This is a genomic window from Kitasatospora sp. NPDC049285 (genome assembly GCF_040678815.1).
In the GTDB taxonomy this organism is placed as follows: domain Bacteria; phylum Actinomycetota; class Actinomycetes; order Streptomycetales; family Streptomycetaceae; genus Kitasatospora.
In genome coordinates this window covers 34,351-55,601 of the sequence record NZ_JBFAQR010000029.1, presented here as the reverse complement: position 1 = coordinate 55,601, position 21,251 = coordinate 34,351, and the positions used below count along the sequence as shown (strand labels likewise).

The window sequence follows — 21,251 nt, the reverse complement described above, 5'->3', positions numbered from 1 at the left end:
ACTCCGACGGGGTCCCGCCCGCCCCCAACTCCTCGTCGCTCAGCCGGAGGTGACGCCCCGATGACCGGTGCCGCCCTCCCCCGGATGACCGCCGCCCTCACCGCCCCGTTCGCCCGCGGCGCGGACACCCTCGACCTGCCGCTCAAGCCCGCCCCCGGCGGTGCCGCGGAGGTCGTGGCCTACGACTTCGCCGAGCACCGGGCCCGGTTCGACGTCGATCCCGGACCGCTGTACGTGCTCACCGCCGTCGTCGACGTGCCCGCGGCGAGCACCCTCACGGTCGCCTACCTGGTGGCGGGCGCGCTTCGCACCGTCACCGTCGCCGTCCCGGCCGACACCGTCGCCGGGGCGTCCTTCGCGGTGGTGCTGCCCGCCGCCGACGCCGCCCGCGCCGTGCTGCGCACCGTCGCCTGCGACCCCACGCCGACCGCCCTCCCGGTGTCGGAGACCTGGCGGCTCACAGCACTGCTCGGCAACCTCGCCCGGCTGCTCTGGGTCGCCGGGGTGGAGCGGGACGTGCTCGACCGGTTCGCGGCGGACATCCGACGGACCGTCCGCTCCAGCGAGCGGGCCTTCGGCGCCACCCTTGACCGGATCGGCTACGACCTCGGCGTGCCCCGCTTCCCGCCCCGCCCGTACGGGCAGGAGGACGACACCCTGACGCTCCATCACCTGGACGACGCGCCGGGCGCCCCGGTGCAGGACAGCCGGCCGCTGTACCTGGGCGGCGGCGCGGGCCACCCCGGGACCGCCACCGGCGGGGTGCGGGCGGGCGTGCCCGGCCGGTTCGGCACCGGGATGCGGTTCGCGGCGCCCACCGCGGAGATCGCGGTCCCGCACGACCCGGCGCTGGACACCGGCGCCGCCGCGAGCCTGACCGCCGAGTGCTTCGTCAAACCCGACTCCGCCACCGGCGAGGGCGCGGTGCTCTCCAAGCACCCCGACCCCGCCGACCCGACCAAGGCCGGCTGGGCGCTGAGCGTCGGCGACTTCGGCCGGGGCATCGCCCGCAACGTCCGGCTGCGGATCGGCGACGGCGCCGCCTCCCGCGACCTGTACGCCGACCGCAGCCTGCCGGTCGTCCGGTTCAGCCACCTCGCCGCGGTGGTCGACCGGGCCGCCGCGCAGGTCCGGCTGCTGGTCGACGGCGAGACGGTGGCCCTCGCCCCGCTCACCGCCGTCGCGGCCACCGCCACCACCCCCGCCGCGCCCGCGCTCACCGGCCCGCTCGCCAACACCGCGCTGCTGCGGATCGGCCGGGCCGGCCCCGACCCGACCGCCGCGTTCGCCGGGACCGTCGACGAGGTCCGGCTGTCCACGGTCGCCCGCACCGCCTTCCATCCGGTGCTCGGCGAGTCCGACGCCTCCTACCGGCGGCGGCTGCGGGCCTTCCGCCGGTGGGTCCTGCCCACCCGGCTCGGTGTCCAGGAGACCCTCAACGAGGTGGTCGGCCAGGTCCAGGTCGCCGGCCGCCCCGACCGGGTGCCCGACCCGTTCCAGGTCACCGACACCGACGCCACCCTGCTGCAGTCCACCCGCCTGCTGACCGTCCTGCCGGTCCGGCTCCCGGCCGGCGACACCCTGGACGACACCGGGCGGCGCGGGCTGACCGAGGCGGACGTCCTCGGCGCGCCCGACCGGGAGGGCTTCGCGCCGTCGCTGCTGGTCGACGCCACCGACCCGCGCGCCGACTTCGACCCGCCGCCCGCCCCGCCCGTACCCCCCGCGCCCGGCCCGCAGGCCGACCCGCGGCTGCTGCGGGTCCCGGCCCGCACCGCCCTGCGCGCCCTGCTGGACGCCCTGGCAGCCGGCCCGGGCCGGCTGCGCGTCCGGCAGGGCTTCGACCCGGCCGCCGCGGACCTGCGCGCGGTCGGCCGGGCCGTGCTGCTGAGCCACTCGGTGCTGCCGCCGGAGCAGCTGGCCGCCCAGGCGGTCCGGGCCGGCTTCGGCTTCGCCGCCCACCTGCCGGCCCCGGGCCTCGACCCCGGCCTGGTGTACGCAGCCGTCCGCTCCACCGGCTCGCTGGAGATCCTCACCGGCTCCGGCGGCACCGCCACCCCCGAGAACGGCTCCGACGTGCTCACCGGCCAGGTCCTGGCGCTGCGCCTCGAACCGGCGCCGCCGCCCGGCGCGGCGGTCCGCTGGTCGCTCGTCCCGTGCGGCGACGGCCGGGCCTCGATCACCGACCGGGCCGACCAGCGCGACGTCCGGCTGCACGCCGATCTGCCCGGCGAACTCGTCATCGAGGTCCAACTCCGCGACCGGGGAAGGGCGTTCTCCGCCGCGCGGACGCTGCGGATCGGCCTGGCCGAGCTGCCCGCCGGCACCTCGATCGCCGCCACCGGCCGGCCGGGCGGGCCCGCCCCGGGACCGCTGCGCCCCGACGAGCGCCTGCACCCCGTCCACCTGGTCGACGCCCCCGCCCGGTACGCCCGTCCCGCCGGCGCCGGGCCGCAGACCCGCCGGGTCCATCCCGCCCTCGCCGCCCGCCTCACCGCGCTCGCCGCCCTGCTCCCGCCCGGCGACCCCGAGCTGCGTTCCGCCTGGGACGCGGGCGCGACCGGCCCGGCGGCGGCCGGACGCTCCGTCACCCTCGCGCCCGGCGGCTCCACCGCGACCCTCGCCCGGCTCGGCGCGCTCGCCCACGCCGCCGGATTCAGCCGCGTCGCCAACGACGGCACCGTCCTGACGCTCGATCAGGACGCCGGCCCGGCCACCCCGATCAGCGGCCCCGACACCGTGGACGAGGGCGGCACCGCGACCTTCGAGATCGCCCGCGCCGCGCCCGCCGCCCTGGCGCTCGCCGCCGGCCGGCTCTGGACCGTCAACTCCGGTACCGGAAGCGTCACTTCGCTCGACCCGGCGAGCGGTTCGGTGACCGCCTGCGTGAAGGTCGGTCTCTCCCCCGGCGCGCTGGCCGCCGCCCCCGACGGCGCCCGGCTGCTGGTCGCCGACACCGGCGACACCACGCTCACCGTCCTCACCACCGCCGACACCCGGGTCGCCGGGCAGATCCCGCTGCCCGCCGCCCCGTCCGACGTCGTCCACCACCCGACCCAGCCGCGCGCCTACGCCGGGCTGCGCTCGGGCGTCCTCGCCGAGGTCGACCCGGTGGCCCGGGCCGTCACCCGGACCCTCGACCTCGGCTCGCCGGTGGTCGCGGTGCGCAGCGAGCCCGGTGGGTCCCGGCTGTGGGCCGCCACCGCCGACGGCGTGCTGCGCGCGGTCGCGCTGCCCGGCTTCACCGCGGCGCAGACGGTGGCGCTGTCCGGCCCGCCCCGCGGCCTGGCCGTCGGCGCGAGCCGCGCGTACGTCACCGTGCCCGGCGCGCTCCAGGTGGTCGACCTGGCCACCGCGGCCGTCCAGGCCTCGTTCACCGACCTCGGACCCGCGCCCACGGCCCTCGCCCTCGACCCCGCCGGCACCGTGCTCTACGTCCTCGACCCGGCCGGCGGGCAGGTCCGCCTGCGCCAGGCCGACGGCACCCCGCACACCCTGCCCGGCCTGCCCGGCTCGCTGGCCCTGCCCGGTGCGGCAGCCGTCGCCGCCGACGCCACCCGCGGCTACGTCGGGTGCAGCGCGGAGGTCGCCGACACCGTCGGCGTGCTCGACGCCGCCGACGGCGACCTGCTGGCCAACTGGCCGCTCGGCACCGGCCTCGGCGAACGCCTGGTCTGGTCGCTGCGGGTCACCGGCGGCGCGCAGGCCCACCTCACCGGGACCACCCGTCCGCGCACCGGCGTCCTCGGCCTGCGCGCCGGCCCGGTCCGGGTCCGCGCCGTGCTGCAGCTCTCCGACGCCACCCCGCCCTACACCTTCCGGGTCGAGCCGTCCCCGGCGCTGCAGGCCGTCGAGCAGGGCGGCGGGCGGTTCGTGATCAGCAAGGACCAGTACGACCTGGCGATGAACGTGCTCAACCACCTCTGCCCGATCGGGGTCGAGGTCGACACCGCCCTGATCCGCTCGCACGTCCCCGAACTCCAGGCCGCCCTGCTCGACCCCTTCCCGCCGTACACCTACCCCGACTTCCGCGCCCGCGGCCCCCGCCCACCGGGCTGGACCTACGGCCTCGACCAGTGACCGCCGCCCGCGTCCCGAGGAGGGCACCCCGATGAGCGTCAGCTACACCCCCGGCTTCAAACACACCGACTGGGTCGACAACGTCGACCGGGTCCGCGCCGCCGGCGACAACGGCTTCAACATCCGCTTCCACGCCCTGGAAGCGGAGTTCGCCCGCCTGGCCGAGGTGATCGCGCAGATCGCCGGCGCCCTCCAGACGCCCCCGCCCAAGCTGGTGAAGATCACCCTCACCCCGACGCTCGTCGCCACGGGCACCCCGTGGACGCACGTGACCGGCGGCGCCGCCAAGCCCAACGACACCGACAACGCGAACGGCATGATGTCCGTCTCCCTCCCGCAGGGCAGCACCATCAAGGAGCTGCGGGCCTGCGGCCACAAGGACGTCGGCGCCCTGCACGTCACCCTCCGCCGGCAGAGCCTCGCCGCCGGGTCGGCCAGCGAGCAGGTCGTCCAACTGACACTCGGGACCGGCGACTTCGACACCTCGACCGCCGTGCCGGCCGGTCCCGCCGCCCAGGTCGACAACGACCAGTACCACTACTTCCTGGTCGCGGACGTCAGCAACTCGACCAATCCCGCCGACGTCCGGCTGAGCTGCTTCCAGATCACCTGCCTCACCTCCTGACCGACCGCCACCACAGCAAGGAACCGGACCGCATGACCCTCTACGTCAAGTACAAGTCGGACGACGACGGCAAGTCCGCGATCCCGCCCGGCTCCACGCCCTGGGCCTCGTCGGAGATCTGGCTGACCGACGCCAACGGCAACACCCAGACCAGTCCGACGGACCCGAACACGCCCGCCGCGTACATCGGGGCCAACTACATCCACGTCACGGTGAACAGCACCAATCCGACGCCGTACACCGGCGTCCAGGTCCAGGCCTGGGTCTGCGACTACACCGCCGGCGGCGTCGGACCGGCCTCGTCGCGGCCCAGCACCAACGGGACCTCCGGGGTGAGGACCCAGATCGACGACCCCCTGTCCAGCACGCAGTCCCGCGTCGCCCACCTGACCTGGAACGCGCTGTCGGGGGACGAGACCAAGAACGGGGGCCACCTCTGCATCGCCGTCAACTGCTACTACGAGGGGCAGCCCGCCCCCGACGGGGCGGAACGGCTCGGCGGGTTCCTCGACGTGTTCAACGACCGCCACTACGCGCAGCGCAACATCGCCGTGCTGCCGGCGTCCCAGAAGCTCAAGAGCCTCGTCCTCCGGCTGGCCAACGCAGGTGTGGAGGCCGCGGACTTCGAGGCGCGGGCCTGGGAGCTCGACCGCGAGGGCGGTATCGGGGCGGTGGAGCAGGAACTGCTGCTGGCCCACTGCTTCGTCGACCTGGTCGACGGCAAGCCGAAGCCGCCCGTGGTCCCGGCGCCCTGCCAGACCGAACCGCTGGAGCGGACCTGGCTGCGCGGCGGCGGGCGGCTGATGCTCACCGGCATGCCCGAGCCCGCCGAGATCCGGGTCGCCGGGCACGACGCCCAGTTCACCGTCCGCACCAACCGCCACTGCGAGGACGGCGAGAGCCAGGGCGGCGGCCCCGTGCACCTGCGCGGCGCGGAGGACGGCAACGGTGGTGACGGCGGTCCCGGCCCCGGTGGCGGCTGGGGCGGCGGCGACCCGGGCGGCGGCTGGGGCGGGCACGGCGGCGACGGCTGCGGGGCCGGACTGACCATCCGGCCCGGCGAGTTGTCCCCGGTCCTGGTCACCCTCGAGTGCGAGGGCGACCCGGGCGAGGTGCACACCCTCGACATCGTGCAGCAGACCGACGACGGCACCGTGCTCGGCGGCGCCCGCCTGGTCGCGATGCACGTCCCGGACTGGTGGAGCTGCTGACCCACCGTCAAGCGACCCGCGCCCGGACCTGCTCACCCAGCGTCCGGGCGCGGTCGCGCAGCGTGCCGGAAATGCCCTGAACTCGGGTATATTGTGCGGGAGTTCCCGGGAGAGAGAACGGGCCCCCGATGGTGTACGACACGTCGCTGCCGACACCCGCACTGCGGCTGCTCGGCACCTTCCGGCTGGAGGACGCCGACGGCGCCTCGGTCGCCGTCCAGACCCCCGGCCGCCGCCTGCTCGCCTTCCTCGCCCTGAACGGCCCGACCACCCGCGGCGTCCTGGCCGGCACGCTCTGGCCCGAGGTCACCGAGGAGCACGCGTACGGCAGCCTGCGCACCACGCTGTGGCGGCTGCACCGCGCGAGCCGGCCCGTCCTCGAGTGCCACGGCGAGCTGCTCGCCCTCCGCGAGGAGCTGAGCGTCGACACCCACGCCTTCGCCCGCACCGCGCTGCGGGTGGTGGACACCGAGGGACCGCCGGGCGACCAGCGCGGCACCGGGCTGCTGTTCGCCGGCGAGCTGCTCCCGGGCTGGGACGAGGAGTGGGTGGTCTTCGAGCGCGAGCGGCTGCGGCAACTGCGGCTGCACGCCCTGGAGTCGCTCAGCGGCCGGCTGGCCCGGCACGGCCAGTACGCGCTCGCGCTGGACGCCGCGCTGACGGGGGTCAGCATCGAGCCGCTGCGGGAGAGCGCCCACCGCGCGGTGGTCGCGGTCCACCTGGCGGAGCACAACCTGGTGGAGGCGGTCCGGCACTACCACGCCTACCGCCACCTGGCCCGGGTCGAGCTGGGCCTGGAGCCCTCGCCGATATTCACCACCATGCTGCCTCCGGGCAGGCTCGACCCCCGCTGACCGGCGCTACTCCGTTCGGGTGAACGCGCGCCGTCCGGGCAGCACACCGCCCGCCGAGCCGGGTGCTCGACGGGCGGTGATGGAGCCGGAAGCTAGCGTCCGACGCGGTTCTTGCCCCAGGCCGGGGCGACCAGGGCCACCAGGGCGACCGCGAAGCCGATCTGCAGCAGGTGCCTGGTCCAGTCGATGCCTCCGGTGTGCCGCACCCCGATCCAGCCGGAGACCAGGTTGCCCAGCCACGCCCCCGCCGCGCCGAGCAGCATGGTCAGCCACCACGGGATGGACTGCGGGCCGCGCAGGATCAGCTTGGCCAGCATGCCGAGCACGAAGCCGATCAGCAGAATCCAGATGAGTTGGAACATGAACCCCAGCCTTTCCGGTCGGGCGCTGACTGGGCGACAGCGAGCAGTTGCCATGATCGCGCGCGGCGCGCGGCCGGGCATCTCGGCGAACCCTGCGGCCGCCGGGTTTGCCGGATGGCGGTTGTGGGTAGGGCAGGGGCCCGTGATTGCCAGCGGATGCGCTGTGGTGGGATAAACGTCCTGAGTGCATGTCAGGTCCTACGGGGGAGAGACGCGGTGGCCGCGAGTTTCGGGGTCCGGTTCGACGAACTGGCCAAGATCCAGCAGCAGTTCCAGACGGTCCAGCAGCGGATGAGCGAGATGACCCAGCGGACCGGCCAGATCAAGGGCGTGATGGCCCGGGCGGTCGCCACCGACCTGGCGTCCGGCGCGATGGGCAACGTGCTGAACTTCGCCGCCGTGGCCACCCAGGTCTTCCAGCAGGTGGAGGCGATCAACCAGCAGGTGGACCGGCTGCACGCCGCCAAGGAGCAGCTCACCAAGGAGCTGGCCGAGGACACCCAGAAGATCGCCACCGTGATCAAGCGCTACCAGGAGGCCGAGAAGAAGGTCCACGAGGGCGTCCACAAGGCCGGCGGCGAGCACAAGGCCAAGCCGAAGAGCCCCGGGACGGGCAACCACCCCGGCCAGGGCAAGCACACCGGCGGCGGGGACAAGAAGCCCGGGGGCGGCGAGCACGGCAAGACCGGGCCGACCCAGCACGGCAACGACCCGACGCCCACGGTCTCGCACGACGGCAAGATCGCGAAGGGCGACGTCACCTTCGGCGGCAAGGGCAAGTACGGCAGCGGCGAGGCGGCCTGCCGGGAGTACATCGGCAAGGCGCTGGACGCGATGGGCATCACCGACCCGCAGGCGCGGGAGGCGTGGACCAAGGGCATGCTCACCATCGCGCTGCGCGAGTCCAGCTACAACTCGCCCAAGTGGCAGGTGAACCAGGGCCCCGGCGACGTCAACGTCAACGGGCCGGTGCAGGCCGACGGCGCGCCGCTGAACTGCTCGCGCGGCGGCTGGCAGACCACCCCCGGCACCTTCGCCGAGCACCACGTGAAGGGCACCTCCACCGACATCTACGACCCGGTGGCGAACGCGGCGGCCTCGATGGACTACATCATGAGCCGCTACCACGTCTCCCCGGACGGCCACGACCTGGCGGCCAAGGTGCAGCAGGCGGACCCGGGCCGCAAGCCGCACTGGTACTGATCCGCCGCCGCTCCCGCCATCCCGTCCGACCTTCACCCTGGGGATTCCTTCATCGTGCGCGCGTTCCGCCTCGCCGCCGCCGCGGCCTGCCTCGCCGTCCTGACGGCCTGCGGGCCCGACGACACCCCCGCCCCGGCCGCCTCCTCGCCGGCCGCGGCCCCGTCCTCCCCGGCCGCCGCCCCGGCCTCGGACCCGCCGTCCTCCGCCCCGCCGTCGGCCGCCGTGCCGTCCGTCTCGGCGGGCGGCGGGAAGGCCTCGCCGCTGCCCGCGGTGTGGATCAGCCCGCAGGCGGTGCCGCTGGAGTCCGTGTACCACTGGGGCACCCCGGCGAAGTCCGCCAGGGGCGTCGACGAGCCGGTCTTCGTCTTCGAGCAGGTCTGCCGGGGCAAGCGGCCCGCGGACCTGCCCCGGCCGATGAAGTCCGCCACCGCCGCGCTCGGCGGCGCCCAGGCCGGCGACTGGCAGGCCGACGAGACGGTGGGCAGCTGGGGCCCGGCCACCTCCAGCGCGCAGGCGCAGGCCGCGTACGAGTTCCTCGGCGGGCTGATCGCCGAACTGAAGGACTGCGCGAGCACCGCGCCCGGCGCCCGGGTCGAGGTGACCACCGAGGACGCCGCCAACAAGCTGGCCGCGACCCTGACGGTGCCTCAGCCGGACGGCACCGCCGTGCAGCTGCACGAGTACCTGACGGTGTCGGGCGGGGCGGTGGCCGAGCTGGCGCTGCGGGCCCAGACCGCCAAGGGCGCCAAGCCGCGGACGGCCTGGTCCGCCCCGACCGACGACGCCGTCCTGAAGGCGCTGGCCCAGCCGGTCTGCACCGCCTTCAAGGACTGCTGACACCCGCGGGAGGCCCGCTGACGCCCGCTCAGGTCAGCTCGACCACCTTCCGTCCGCAGCGCAGCCACACCGCCCGCGCGCCGCGCAGCCGCTTTTCCGGCACCGACGTCAGCAGCGGTGCAGCGACGCGGCTCCACCCCGCCCGATGCCCACCCGCTTCCCGGCTGTCCGCTGCCTCAACTGCCGCACGCACAGCCGGCGGTGGCCTCCGTCTCGGCCGGGGTCCGAGCCGGGTCGCGGGCCTCCTCACCCGGCGTGCAGCAGGCCTGCGGCGCGCTGTCGGCGCGCTTGCCGAGGGTGCCGGCGTCGGCCTTGACGACGTAGACCTCCCAGGGCTCCTTGCCCGGGCCGTGCACCCACACCTTGTCCTGGAGCGCGTAGCAGCAGGAGGTGTCGGTCTCCTCGAAGGTGGCCAGGCCCGCGTCCTTCAACCGGCCGGTCGCGGCGGCCACCTGCTCGCTGGAGCCGACCTCGACGCCGAGGTGGTCCAGGCGGGTGTCCTCGCCGGTCTCGCCCTCGATGAGGACGAGCTTGAGCGGGGGTTCGGTGACGGCGAAGTTCGCGTAGCCGGGACGACGCTTGGCCGGCTCGGTGCCGAACAGCTTGGAGTAGAAGGCGATGGAGCCTTCGAGGTCGGCGACGCGCAGGGCGAGCTGAACACGGGACATGACGGTCTCCCCGATCCGAGGTCTTGTTTCGACATCCGTCGATACAGCGAGCTTGCCTCTGCTCATAGATGACTGTCAACATAGACGTATGTCGAATCTGGAACTGCCGGTGCTCGGCCAGGACGACGCGGTGGCGTGCTGCTCGCCGATGGTCCGCGAACCCCTGGGCGAGGAAGCCGCCGCCGACCTGGCGAAGATGTTCAAGGCCCTGTCGGACCCGGTGCGGCTGCGGCTGCTGTCCCTGATCGCCTCGCACGAGGGCGGCGAGGCCTGCGTCTGCGACCTGACCGGCCCGTTCGACGTCTCCCAGCCGACCATCTCCCACCACCTCAAGGTGCTGCGCGAGGCCGGCCTGGTCGGCTCCGAGCGCCGCGGGACCTGGGTCTACTACTGGGTGCTGCCCGCCGCGCTGGCCAGGTTGTCCTCCCTGCTCCAGACCCCGGGCGGCACCGCCCCCTCGCTCCAGGACCCGGCCGGCACCGCCGCCCGGACCGCAGGCGGTGCGAGATGACCGAGTTGGCTCCGCTCGGACGTCGGACCGCGGTCGAGTTCGTCGGGACCGGCGCGCTGGTCGCGGTCGTGGTCGGTTCCGGCGTCCAGGCCACCGAGCTCTCGCAGGACGTGGGCGTGCAGCTGCTCGCCAACTCCCTGGCCACCGTCTTCGGCCTCGGAGTGCTGATCGCCCTGCTCGGCCCCGTCTCCGGCGCGCACTTCAACCCCGTGGTCACCCTGGCCGCCTGGTGGACCGGCCGCCGCACCGGTGACGGGCCGGGCCCGCGCGAGCTCGCCTCCTACCTGCCCGCGCAGATCCTCGGTGCGATCGGCGGCGCGGTGCTGGCGGACGCGATGTTCGCCGAGCCGCTGGTGCACTGGTCCGCCCACGACCGCTGGGCGCCGCACCTGTGGCTGGGCGAGGTCGTCGCCACCGCCGGACTGATCCTGCTGATCCTCGGTCTGGCCCGCACCGGCCGCGCGCACTTCGCCCCGGTCGCGGTCGCCTCCTACATCGGCGCCGCGTACTGGTTCACCTCCAGCACCAGCTTCGCCAACCCCGCCGTGACGGTCGGCCGGGCGTTCACGGACACCTTCGCGGGCATCGCACCCGCCTCCGTGCTGCCGTTCGTCGCCGCCCAGCTGGTCGGCCTGGTGGTCGGCGTCGCCCTGGTCGGCGCGCTGTTCGGCCGCCCCGCGGCTGCCGCCACCGAGGACGTCACGGTCCCGCACGGCGAGCACCACCCGGCCGGCGCCGGCCGCTGAACCCGTCTGCCACGCCCTGCCCTGCCCTGCCCTGCCCTGCCCTGCCCTGCCCTGCCTGAAGGATGAACCCGTGAGCTCTCCCGCCGTCCCGTCCGTGCTGTTCGTCTGCGTGCACAACGCCGGCCGCTCCCAGATGGCCGCCGCCTTCCTCACCCGCCTCGGCGGCGAACGGGTCGAGGTCCGCTCCGCCGGCTCGGCCCCGGCCGACACCGTGAACCCGGCCGTGGTCGAGGCGCTGGCCGAGGTCGGCATCGACGTCTCCGCCGAGGTGCCGAAGGTGCTGACCACCGAGGCGGTGCAAGCCTCCGACGTGGTGATCACCATGGGCTGCGGCGACGCCTGCCCCTACTTCCCCGGCAAGCGGTACCTGGACTGGAAGCTGGAGGACCCGGCCGGCCAGGGCGTCGCCGCGGTCCGCCCGACCCGCGACCGGATCGAGCAGCTCGTCCGCGGCCTGCTCGCCGACCTCGGCATCGACCCGGTCGCGTAGCCACCGGGCCGGTGACCGGCACCGCGATGCCCGGACGCCGCCGGGCTCCGGACGGTGCGGCCCGGCGATGCCCGGTGACGGCTGGGCGCTGACGGCCGGTCCGTTGATCCCCGACACCCGTGTCGCCCCTTGGCGACGGCACACCCACCTGCCAGGCTGGATTCGTCAGACCATAGGACCGTCATCCCGCCCTGGAGGACTCCCCATGACCGCACCGGTGCTGACGGTCGATCAGGTGGTCGACCGGATGGCCGCGCTGACCACCGAGTGGCCCGCCGCCGACGGGGTGGCGGTGTTCAACGCGATGTACCTCACCGTCACCCGGCTGGTCCGCGACCACCTCGCCGACGGGTTCTTCGGCGATCCCGCCGCCATGGCGACGCTGGACGCGGTCTTCGCCGCCCGCTACCTGGCCGCCGTCGACGACAGCCGCGCGGGGCGGCAGCCGGCGGCGTGCTGGCGGCCGCTGTTCGAGCTGCGCGGGGCCGCGGGCGTGCAGCCGCTGCAGTTCGCGTTGGCCGGGATGAACGCGCACATCGAGAACGACCTGCCGCTCGCGGTCGTCGACACCTGCCGGATGCTGGGCCGCACCCCCGAGCAGCTCGCCGACGACTACCTGCGCATCAACACGCTGCTCGCCCGGGTCGAGGCCCAGGTGCGGGCCGAACTGCTGCCGGAGCCCGCCGAGTTGCGGTCGGCCGATCCGCTGCTGCACGTGCTGGGCGTGTGGAGCATCGACAAGGCCCGCGACGCCGCCTGGGCCAGCGTGCTCGCACTGTGGGAGCTGCGCCGGATGCCGCCGGCGTTCCAGGCGGTGGCGGCGGCGCTCTCCGGTTCGGTCGGGATGGTCAGCCGGGCGCTGCTCACCCCGCTCAGCCTGAACTGAGCCCCGGCCCCTCCCTCGGAGACGCCGCGTGCCGACTCCTCCCCCGGAGACGCCGCGTCCCGGCCGCTCCGCCGGTGACGGAGGGGCCGGGACGCGGCGGACGGACCGTCAGGCCCAGCTGGAGTGCAGCGGCTTGCCCTCGGCGTAGCCGGCCGCGCTCTGGATGCCGACGATGGCCTTCTCGTGGAACTCCTCCAGGTCGGCGGCGCCGGCGTAGGTGCAGGAGGAGCGGACGCCCGCGACGATCGAGTCGATCAGGTCCTCGACGCCGGGGCGGGCCGGGTCGATGAACATCCGGGAGGTCGAGATGCCCTCCTCGAACAGACCCTTGCGGGCGCGGTCGTAGGCGGACTCCTCGGAGGTCCGGTTGCGCACCGCGCGGGCCGAGGCCATGCCGAAGGACTCCTTGTACTGGCGGCCGTCGGCGGTGGTCTGCAGGTCGCCGGGCGACTCGAGGGTGCCGGCGAACCAGGAGCCGATCATCACGTTGGAGGCACCGGCGGCCAGCGCCATCGCCACGTCGCGCGGGTGGCGCACCCCGCCGTCGGCCCACACGTGCTTGCCGAGCCGGCGGGCCTCGGCGGAGCACTCCAGGACGGCGGAGAACTGCGGGCGGCCGACGCCGGTCATCATCCGGGTGGTGCACATCGCGCCGGGGCCGACACCGACCTTGAGGATGTCCGCACCGGCCTCGACCAGGTCGCGCACGCCGTCCGCGGAGACCACGTTGCCGGCCACGATCGGGACGTGCGGGTCCAGGCCGCGCACCGCGCGCAGCGCGCTGATCATCGACTCCTGGTGGCCGTGCGCGGTGTCCACCACCAGCACGTCGGCGCCGGCCTCGAGCAGCGCCTTGGCGCGGCCGGCCACGTCGCCGTTGATGCCGACGGTGGCGGCGATCCGCAGGCTGCCGTTGGCGTCCACGGCGGGGGTGTAGAGGGTGGCGCGCAGCGCGTTCTTGCGGGTCAGGATGCCGACCAGGGTGCCGTCGGGGGCGACCACGGGGGCGAGCTTGCGGTGGCCCTCGTTGAGGCGGTCGAAGGCGGCGCGCGGCTCGATGCCCGCGTCCAGCAGCAGCAGGTCGCGGGACATCACCTCGGACAGGCTGGTGAACCGGTCCACGCCCTGGCAGTCGCCCTCGGTGACCACGCCGACCGGCTTGCCGCCCTCGACCACCACCAGCGCGCCGTGGGCGCGCTTGGGCAGCAGCGACAGCGCGTCGGCGACGGTGTCGCCGGGGGCCAGGGTGAGGGCGGTGTCGTGCACCAGGTGGCGCTGCTTGACCCAGCCGATCACCTCGGAGACGACCTCGATCGGGATGTCCTGCGGGATCGCCACCAGGCCGCCGCGGCGGGCCACGGTCTCGGCCATCCGGCGCCCGGCGATCGCGGTCATGTTGGCGACCACCAGCGGGATGGTGGTGCCGGTGCCGTCGTTCGACGAGAGGTCGACGCCCTGCCGGGAGCCCACGGCGGAACGGCTGGGGACCATGAAGACGTCGTCGTACGTCAAGTCGTACGCGGGCTTGAGGTCGTTCAGGAAGCGCATGTCGGGGCTCTCTGGCTGGGGAAACGTACACCGGGGGCGCGGTACGGCTGTTGCCGTGCGGCGCACCTCGGGCGCGCCGCACCCAACGTTCAATACTCACTGATACCCGGGGTGGAAGCCAGCTCACGCCTGAATCTTGAAGATCACCACAAGGGCGGAAGCGATGATCCGCAGGCGGCTTGGAGGAAGCTACAAGGATTCGGCGGCGTGCCGGCGGCCCTCGGCCAGGAACGCGGTGGTGGCGGAGAGGTCGCCCAGTTCCGCGAGGGTGCGGGTGGCGCCGAACGGGGCGTTCCAGAACGCGCCCGGGCGCGGGGTGTGCGGGCCGACGTAGGCGTACGGCTCGGGCAGGTGGGCGTCGCCCGGGGAGACGCCGTAGTTCACCGCGTCGACGGTGACACCGAGGTCGAAGTGCTCCGGCCACAGCACCGGGTCGGCGTCGGCGAACAGGGCGCGCAGCGCGGCGTCGCCCTGCGCGAAGCAGTGGGCCACCGCCTCGGCCCCGGCCGCGTCCAGCTCCAGCGGCCGGTCGAGCGGCACCCCCGACCCGTCGCCGTACAGGCCGTCGGGGAGCCCGGGGACGATCCCGGCGGCCGCGCCGAGCTCCGCGCAGCTCGCCCCGGCGAGTGCGAGCGCCCGCCCGGCGACGAGCAGTTCGGTCCCGCGCACCCGCAGCCGGGGCTCGAACCTGGTCGCGAACCCGCCGGGGTAGGCGCGCAGCCGGATCGTCCCGGCGGCCCGGTACTGCGGCCCGGCCAGCAGGTGTTCGGCAACCGCGTGCAGCGCGGTCCGGGAACGGGCGAACGACGACAGCTCCATACGGCCATCGTCGCGCACCCCGGTCCCGCGGGCCCGCACACCGCCCCACCCCGGCGACGCGCCCTCCCGCACGGTCACCTCCCGGCCACCGCGGGCCCCGAACGCACCTCGGCCCCCTGCGAAGCGTCGCAGGGGGCCGAGAGGTGGCGGGGGGTGCGGGGTTTAGTAGCCGCGCCAGTAGGCGCCGTAGCCGCGGGCGGCGGCCATGGCGTCCATGCCGCCGTAGCGCGCGTCGCAGTAGCGCGAGCTGGCGATCAGGTTGTCGACGGGGTTCCGGATGTCGTTGTGACCGGGCAGCGCGTAGGTGCGGAAGGTCGGCTGGATCATCTGGGTCAGGCCGATCGACGGGGTGCCGGCCTTGGCGTTGGAGTCCCAGCCGTTCACGGCGTTCGGGTTGCCGGAGGACTCGGCGATCGCGGCGGCGCGCATCGCCTTCGCCGACGGGACGGGCTTGCCGGCGGCGGCGAGCACGTCGCGGGCCTCGGCGATCCAGCCGTCCAGGTTGTTCGGGTAGGTGCGCTTGGCCGGCGCGGCGGGCTGCGCGGCGGGCTTCGGCTGCTCCGCGGGCTTCGGCTGCTCCGCGGCCTTGGGCTGCTCGGCGGCCTTGGGCTGCTCGGCGGGCTGGGGCTGGGCGGCCTGCGGCTGCGCGGCGGGCTGCTCGGGCTGGGCCGGAGCGGCCGGCTGCACGGCGGGCTGCTCGGCCGGCTGCGCGGGCTGGGCCTGCTCGGCGGCCGGGGTCTGCTGCCCGGTGGGCAACGCGGCGCGGTCGGTGCCGCGGGAGGCGGTCTCGTCGGTGCTCCGGCCGTCGGAGGCGACGGCGGCGGCGTCGGTGCGGTGGGCGGGCGCGGCCATCGCCTGGCTGACCGGCAGCACGGCGCCGACGGCGACCGCTCCGATCAGACCGACGCCGAGGAAGGCGTCGGGCAGGCGACGGTGGCCCAGGTGGTGGCCCATCCGCACCTTGGGCAATCGGCCGAGGTTGTTCTTGATCGCTCGCATGAGGTACCTCCGAGAGTCGGTTCAGGTCATGCCGGTCCCGGTCGGACATACGGGGGCCCCGCGACGGTGCGGGGTTCCACGGCCGGGACGGCCGGCCCGACGGCGCTCTGCTCGTCGGGTGCGCGGCACCGCGCTGGTCTCGCGGTCGGCTGCGCCTCTGCCCGGAGCACTCGGATCGGCCCTGGGCACAACGTCGACTCTGCACGAGCCCGCAGGGCGCGGCAAACACCCCGAAACGGGCCGATTTCCGGCCCTTCGGGCACCCATCTCCGGTGCGGGGAGGGAGGCTTGACCGCCCGTCAGGACGCCCGCACCGGGGGGTCTATGAAGAAGCTCACAGGGGGTGCCCAACATCTCGGCGCCGCAGGGAATTTGGGCTCTCGACCAGGCGCCGCAAGGGTCCCGGCCGCCCCCGCCGGAAGCGGCTGTGACGGCGGCCACGGCAGGCAGGGGTTTCGACCGGTGTGACCCAGCTCGCCCCCGCCCACCCCACCGCACACACGCCGCAGCCACGAGGCCACCGAGCGCGAGCGAAACCGCCGCCGCGAGTCCGCCGAGGCACCGAGGGCGGGCGCTCCGGACCACGCCGCATCAGCCGACGGCTCCCCCGACCACCCGCCCCGAGCCCGCTGCCGGGCGTTCCGGATCTCGCCGCATCAGCCGACGGCTCCCCCCACCCCAGCTCTCCGGCTGACGAGCAGCCGGGCCCCGCCGACGACCGCCCGACATAACCCAGAGGCACGCCCTAGCGCACCGTGGTGCCGCTCGGCCGGTGGGCGGGGGCGACGGGGGCCATCGCGGTCGGCCCGGCCTCGCGGTGGGCGGCGAGGGCGGACAGGAGGAGGGCGAGGGCGGCGACGGCGGCGAGGGCGAGCAGGGAGTCGACGTAGGCGGTGCGGTGGGCGGCGCCGGGGCCGGCCGAGCCGCGCAGGTAGAGGCCGGAGACTGCGGCGATGCCGACGGCGGCGGCGATCCGCTGGGACATCTGCAGCAGGCCGCCCGCGACGCCGGCCGCCTCGGCGGGGGCCTGGCCCAGGGTGAACGCCTGGTTGGGGGCGACGATCAGCCCGGTGGAGACGCCCTGGACGAGCTGGGTGACGGCGAGCACGTACGGGAGCGGCCCGGCGGGCAGCAGGACGGCGGCGAGGGCGGCGCCGAGCAGGGCGCCGGTCAGCAGCGCGAGTCCGGTGGTGACGGCGTGCCGGCCGAGGCGCTGGACCACCCGCCCGGCCTGCGCGGAGGTGGCGGCCATCGCCAGCGCGGCGGGCAGCGCGACCGCGGCGGCGGCCAGCGCGCTCAGGCCCAGTCCCTCGCGCAGGAACATCGTCTGGACCAGCGAGGCCGCCATCGAGGTGGCGAACTGGGCCATCGCGATCACCGTGCCCAGCTGGAAGGGCCGGGAGCGGGTGAGCGCCGGGTGGATCAGCGGATCGCCGCCGCGCCGGGTCTGGTGGCGCTGCCAGGCGGTGAGCAGCAGCACCGCGAGCAGCGCGCCGCCCGCGTACAGCAGGCCGGCGGCGAGTCGCGGCGGGCGGATCGCGGGCAGCATCACCAGCAGGGTGAGTGCCGCGACCAGGGCCAGTCCGGGCAGGTCGGGGCGGCTGCGGCGGGCGGCGGGCCGGGGTGGCGGCAGGTACCGGACGGCGAGCAGCAGGGCGGCCAGTCCGAACGGGGTGGAGAGCAGCACGGTGAGCCGCCAGCCGAGGCCGGGTCCGGCGGCGGCCAGCAGCAGGCCGCCGACCGGCGGGCCGAGTGCGGTGGACAGGCCGCCGGTGAGCACGTACAGGCCCAGCGCGCGGGCCCGGGCGGTGCCGGTGAAGACGTCCTGGAGGGTGCCGATCATCTGCGCGTTGACGCAGCCCGCGCCGACGCCCTGCAGCAGTCGGGCGGCGACCAGCAGGTCGGCGCTGTGCGCGGTGCCGGCCAGCGCGGCGGCCGCGGTGACCAGCGCGAGGCCGCCGACGAACAGCCACTTGCGGCCGTACAGGTCGCCGAGCCGGCCGCCGGGGATCAGGGCGAGTCCGAAGGCGAGCGAGTAGCCGGCGACCAGCCAGCCGAGCTGGGCGGGGTCGGCGTGCAGGGCGGCCCGGATGTCGGGCAGGGCGATGTTGAGCACCGACTGGTCGAGCAGGGTGGTGAAGCCGGCGGCCATACAGACCGCGAGGACGCGCCGCCCGGCGGCATCGAATGCGGTGGTGGACGGCCCCGTCGCCTTGGTTCCCATATCCGGGAGGGTATCCCTGATGCGGGAGGGGCCCGGGAGCGGGGTGGCCACCCCGGTGGCGGGGCGGGCGCGGGCGCCTGGTTGACTGCGCCGGTCAAGATCGCGGGCGGCGGTCAAGGTCGTGGGAAGGGGCGCCGTGTCCGGGGTGGAGCCTCTGCTGGCCGCGTTCACGCCGATCTGGGTGCTGACCGCGGTCGGCTGGCTGGCCGGGCGGACGGGGCTGCTCGGGGCGCAGGCGGAGGCGGTGCTCAGCCGCTTCGTCTTCCACGTGGCGATGCCCGCGGCGCTGTTCACCGTGGTCGCCCGGACCGATCTGGCGAGCTTCGCCAACACCTCGATGCTGGCGTTCGCGGCCGGCACCCTCGTCGCCTCCCTGCTGGGCTGGGCGGCCGCCCGGCGGCTGTTCGGCCGGCGGCCCGCCGAGCAGGCGATCGGCACCATGGCGGCGGGCTACGTGAACTCCGGCAACCTGGGCATCCCCGTCGCCGCGCAGGTGCTCGGCGACGCCTCGTACGTCGCTCCGGTGCTGCTCTTCCAGGTGCTGCTGGTCACCCCGGTGATGCTGGCGCTGCTGGACACCGCCACCGGCGCCGCGCGGGGCCGCGGCGCACGGGTGCGGCGGCTGCTGTGGCTGCCGCTGCGCAACCCGGTGATCCTCGGCGCCGGCCTCGGGGCGCTGTTCTCCGCCTTCTCCTGGCACCTGCCCGCCCCGCTGGCGCACTCCGCCGAACTGCTGGGCGGCGCCGCCGTCCCGGCCGCGCTGGTCACCCTCGGCCTGTCGCTGCACGCCTCCGACGGCGCGGCCGCACAGCGGGTGCCGCGGGCCGAGCTGGCCGTCGCGGTCGCCCTGAAGACGCTGGTCCAGCCGCTCGCCGCGCTCGCCGTCGGCGCGCTGGTGCTGCACCTGCCGCCGGCCCACCTGCTCGCGGTGGTGCTGCTCTCCGCGCTGCCGACCGCGCAGAACGTCTACGTGTACGCCCGCCTGTACCGGGCGGGCGCGGCGCTGGTGCGCTCCGCGGTGCTGGCCTCCACCGTGCTGTCGATGGCCACCCTCTCCGGCATCGCCTGGGCGCTGGGCGGCCGTTGAGCATCGTGCGGCGGGGTGCCCCAGGTCACAGGCTTCGCCCCGGACGGGGCCGCTCACGTAGAGTTCGGCGGTACGCATGGGGCGATAGGAAGCATCGGCAGTGACGAAAGCGCAGACCGGCCCGCACGGCGGCCCGGACACCGGCCAGGACGAGATCGACTACGGCAAGGGCCTCGACCCCGAACGCCTGGAGCTCTGCCTGAGCGTCCTCGCCGAGCTGGACGAGCTGCACGTGGACCACCCGGACGCGATCACCGTCCGGATGGCGGTCGGCGGCCTGTTCCGCACCCTCAAGCAGCGCCGCCGCCAGGAGACCCGGGCCCGCAAGACCGCCAACGACCGGGCGGTGACCTCGCGCACCGCGACCGGCGCGGCCGGCCGGATCGACGACGAGACCGCCGGCGTCTTCGGCCTGAGCACCGAGACCACCACCGAACTGGCCGGCATCCTGGAGCGCGCCCGCTCCTGCTACGTCTGCAAGCAGCGCTACGTCGAGGTGGACGCCTTCTACCACCAGCTCTGCCGGGACTGCGCCGCGGAGAACCGGGCCCGCCGGGTCGCCCGCGCCGACCTGACCGGCAAGCGGGCGCTGCTCACCGGCGGCCGCGCCAAGATCGGCATGTACATCGCGCTCTGCCTGCTGCGCGACGGCGCGCACACCACCATCACGACCCGCTTCCCCAACGACGCGATCCGCCGCTTCAAGGCGATGCCGGACAGCGACGAGTGGATCCACCGCCTCAAGATCATCGGCATCGACCTGCGCGACCCGGCGCAGGTGATGGCGCTGGCCGACGAGGTCGCCGCGGACGGCCCGCTGGACATCCTGATCAACAACGCGGCGCAGACCGTGCGCCGCTCCCCCGAGGCCTACCGCGAGCTGGTGGCCTCGGAGACCGCGCCGCTGCCTGCCGGCGAGCTGCCCTCCTCCACCGTGATCGGGCGCTTCAACTCCGGTTCGGTGGACGTCCCGGCGCTGCCCGGGCAGCAGCGCGGCGCGGAGCAGAAGGTCACCGCCGAGGAGGTCACCTCGCTGGCCCTGGTGGCCGGTTCGGCGACCCCGGAGCGGATCGCCGCGGGCACCGCGATCGACGCGGGCGGCCTGGTGCCGGACCTGGTGGACACCAACAGCTGGGTGCAGAGCGTCTCGGAGGTCAGCCCGATCGAGCTGCTGGAGGTGCAACTGTGCAACTCCACCGCCCCGTTCATCCTGATCAGCCAGCTGCGTCCGGCGATGGCGGCGTCCCCGGCCCGGCGCAAGTACGTGGTCAACGTCTCCGCGATGGAGGGCGTGTTCCAGCGCGGCTACAAGGGCGCCGGGCACCCGCACACCAACATGGCCAAGGCCGCGCTGAACATGCTGACCCGCACCAGCGCGCAGGAGATGTTCGAGACCGACGGCATCCTGATGACCGCGGTGGACACCGGCTGGATCACCGACGAGCGCCCGCACCCGGAGAAGATGCGCCTGCACGAGGAGGGCTTCCACGCCCCGCTCGACCTGGTGGACGGCGCCGCCCGGGTGTACGACCCGATCGTCCGCGGCGAGGCCGGCGAGGACCTGTACGGCGTCTTCCTCAAGGACTACCGGAAGGGCAACTGGTGACGGACCCTCGACTCCCCGGCCCGGCCCACGCCCTGCCGCCGCTGATCGGCGCGGGCGTGATCGTGCCGACCGGCGACGGCCGGGTGCTGATCGGCCGGCGCACCACCGCCGGGGAGCCGCCGACCTGGTCGCTGCCCGGCGGCAAGGTCGACCAGCCCGGGGAGTCCTTCGAGCAGGCCGCCGCCCGGGAGTTGGCGGAGGAGACCGGCATCGTGCTGCCCGCCGGGCGGATGCGGGTGCTGGCGGTGCTGCTCGACCACCAGCTCGGCCGGACCCGGCTGACCGCGGCGGTGCTCGCGCCGCCGAGCACCGCCGAGGCGTTCGTCACCGAGCCGCACGCCTGCGCCGGTTGGGAGCGCGTCGCCCTCGACGCGCTCCCCGAGCCGATGTTCTACCCGTCGGCGCAGGTCCTGGCGGCCTGGCTGCCGGACTATCCGGCGCCTGCCGGCACCTGGCGCTACCCGACGGCCCCGCAGGCGCTCTGACGGCCCGTCA

At 75.0% G+C, this 21,251-nt stretch carries 19 protein-coding genes; 13 read left to right on the top strand and 6 right to left on the bottom strand.

The features are described 5' to 3' along the window. Positions 1-60 precede the first annotated feature (60 nt). From AB0K51_RS19905 to AB0K51_RS19890, 4 genes are all read left to right on the top strand, one after another. The gene (locus AB0K51_RS19905) at positions 61-4,080 is read left to right on the top strand and encodes a LamG-like jellyroll fold domain-containing protein (protein WP_363456942.1); all 4,020 of its coding nucleotides are present in this window, start codon (positions 61-63) and stop codon (positions 4,078-4,080) included. Between the two features lie 31 nt (positions 4,081-4,111). Further along, positions 4,112-4,705, top strand: a complete 594-nt coding sequence (locus tag AB0K51_RS19900) for a hypothetical protein (RefSeq protein ID WP_363456939.1) — start codon at positions 4,112-4,114, stop codon at positions 4,703-4,705. A 32-nt stretch (positions 4,706-4,737) separates the two neighbouring features. Next, positions 4,738-5,916, top strand: a complete 1,179-nt coding sequence (locus tag AB0K51_RS19895; RefSeq protein ID WP_363456937.1) for a hypothetical protein — start codon at positions 4,738-4,740, stop codon at positions 5,914-5,916. 128 nt (positions 5,917-6,044) lie between these two features. After that, positions 6,045-6,770: a BTAD domain-containing putative transcriptional regulator gene (locus AB0K51_RS19890; protein WP_363456934.1), complete on the top strand. Its 726-nt coding sequence runs from the start codon at positions 6,045-6,047 to the stop codon at positions 6,768-6,770. Between the two features lie 92 nt (positions 6,771-6,862). Here the strand turns inward: AB0K51_RS19890 and AB0K51_RS19885 are convergent, their stop codons facing one another. Beyond that, positions 6,863-7,132, bottom strand: coding sequence for a GlsB/YeaQ/YmgE family stress response membrane protein (locus tag AB0K51_RS19885; RefSeq protein ID WP_363456931.1), 270 nt, complete (start codon positions 7,130-7,132; stop codon positions 6,863-6,865). 216 nt (positions 7,133-7,348) lie between these two features. Between AB0K51_RS19885 and AB0K51_RS19880 the strand changes: the two genes are divergently transcribed. Both AB0K51_RS19880 and AB0K51_RS19875 read left to right on the top strand, forming a co-directional pair. After that, complete coding sequence (locus AB0K51_RS19880; RefSeq protein ID WP_363456928.1) at positions 7,349-8,335, top strand: hypothetical protein; 987 nt, start codon at positions 7,349-7,351, stop codon at positions 8,333-8,335. Positions 8,336-8,389: 54 nt separating this feature from the next. Further along, entirely contained in the window at positions 8,390-9,172 is a 783-nt protein-coding gene (locus AB0K51_RS19875) for a hypothetical protein (protein WP_363456926.1), read from the top strand. A 176-nt stretch (positions 9,173-9,348) separates the two neighbouring features. On the opposite strand, the gene AB0K51_RS19870 is transcribed toward AB0K51_RS19875, so the two are convergent. Continuing rightward, complete coding sequence (locus AB0K51_RS19870) at positions 9,349-9,840, bottom strand: ArsI/CadI family heavy metal resistance metalloenzyme (RefSeq protein ID WP_363456923.1); 492 nt, start codon at positions 9,838-9,840, stop codon at positions 9,349-9,351. Positions 9,841-9,988: 148 nt separating this feature from the next. Here AB0K51_RS19870 and AB0K51_RS19865 point away from each other — a divergent pair, with 148 nt between their 5' ends. From AB0K51_RS19865 to AB0K51_RS19850, 4 genes are all read left to right on the top strand, one after another. Continuing rightward, complete coding sequence (locus AB0K51_RS19865; RefSeq protein WP_363457010.1) at positions 9,989-10,351, top strand: metalloregulator ArsR/SmtB family transcription factor; 363 nt, start codon at positions 9,989-9,991, stop codon at positions 10,349-10,351. Continuing rightward, positions 10,348-11,097 (top strand): aquaporin, encoded by a 750-nt coding sequence (locus tag AB0K51_RS19860; RefSeq protein WP_363456920.1) that lies wholly within the window; start codon positions 10,348-10,350, stop codon positions 11,095-11,097. Before AB0K51_RS19865 ends, AB0K51_RS19860 begins: the two co-directional genes overlap by 4 nt. 70 nt (positions 11,098-11,167) lie before the next feature. Further along, on the top strand, positions 11,168-11,587 hold the full coding sequence (locus AB0K51_RS19855; RefSeq protein ID WP_363456917.1) for an arsenate reductase ArsC: 420 nt from the start codon (positions 11,168-11,170) through the stop codon (positions 11,585-11,587). A 205-nt stretch (positions 11,588-11,792) separates the two neighbouring features. Then, positions 11,793-12,473, top strand: coding sequence for a DUF5995 family protein (locus tag AB0K51_RS19850; RefSeq protein WP_363456914.1), 681 nt, complete (start codon positions 11,793-11,795; stop codon positions 12,471-12,473). A gap of 108 nt (positions 12,474-12,581) precedes the next feature. Here AB0K51_RS19850 and AB0K51_RS19845 read toward each other — a convergent pair whose 3' ends face one another. The 4 genes from AB0K51_RS19845 to AB0K51_RS19830 all read right to left on the bottom strand — a co-directional run bounded on the left by AB0K51_RS19845 (position 12,582) and on the right by AB0K51_RS19830 (position 18,063). Beyond that, positions 12,582-14,021 carry a GuaB1 family IMP dehydrogenase-related protein gene (locus tag AB0K51_RS19845; protein ID WP_363456911.1) on the bottom strand — a complete coding sequence of 480 codons (1,440 nt, stop codon included), beginning with the start codon at positions 14,019-14,021 and terminating at the stop codon, positions 12,582-12,584. 189 nt (positions 14,022-14,210) lie between these two features. Further along, positions 14,211-14,840, bottom strand: a complete 630-nt coding sequence (locus AB0K51_RS19840; protein ID WP_363456909.1) for a hypothetical protein — start codon at positions 14,838-14,840, stop codon at positions 14,211-14,213. Between the two features lie 162 nt (positions 14,841-15,002). Beyond that, the gene (locus AB0K51_RS19835; protein ID WP_363456906.1) at positions 15,003-15,839 is read right to left on the bottom strand and encodes a transglycosylase SLT domain-containing protein; all 837 of its coding nucleotides are present in this window, start codon (positions 15,837-15,839) and stop codon (positions 15,003-15,005) included. Between the two features lie 745 nt (positions 15,840-16,584). After that, a complete protein-coding gene (locus AB0K51_RS19830; protein ID WP_363456903.1) occupies positions 16,585-18,063 on the bottom strand; it encodes an MFS transporter in 1,479 nt (492 codons plus the stop codon). A gap of 145 nt (positions 18,064-18,208) precedes the next feature. Here AB0K51_RS19830 and AB0K51_RS19825 point away from each other — a divergent pair, with 145 nt between their 5' ends. From AB0K51_RS19825 to AB0K51_RS19815, 3 genes are all read left to right on the top strand, one after another. Continuing rightward, positions 18,209-19,150 (top strand): AEC family transporter, encoded by a 942-nt coding sequence (locus AB0K51_RS19825; protein ID WP_363456900.1) that lies wholly within the window; start codon positions 18,209-18,211, stop codon positions 19,148-19,150. Positions 19,151-19,250: 100 nt separating this feature from the next. After that, positions 19,251-20,756: an SDR family NAD(P)-dependent oxidoreductase gene (locus tag AB0K51_RS19820; protein ID WP_363456897.1), complete on the top strand. Its 1,506-nt coding sequence runs from the start codon at positions 19,251-19,253 to the stop codon at positions 20,754-20,756. Next, the gene (locus AB0K51_RS19815; RefSeq protein ID WP_363456894.1) at positions 20,753-21,241 is read left to right on the top strand and encodes an NUDIX domain-containing protein; all 489 of its coding nucleotides are present in this window, start codon (positions 20,753-20,755) and stop codon (positions 21,239-21,241) included. Before AB0K51_RS19820 ends, AB0K51_RS19815 begins: the two co-directional genes overlap by 4 nt. Positions 21,242-21,251 lie beyond the last annotated feature (10 nt).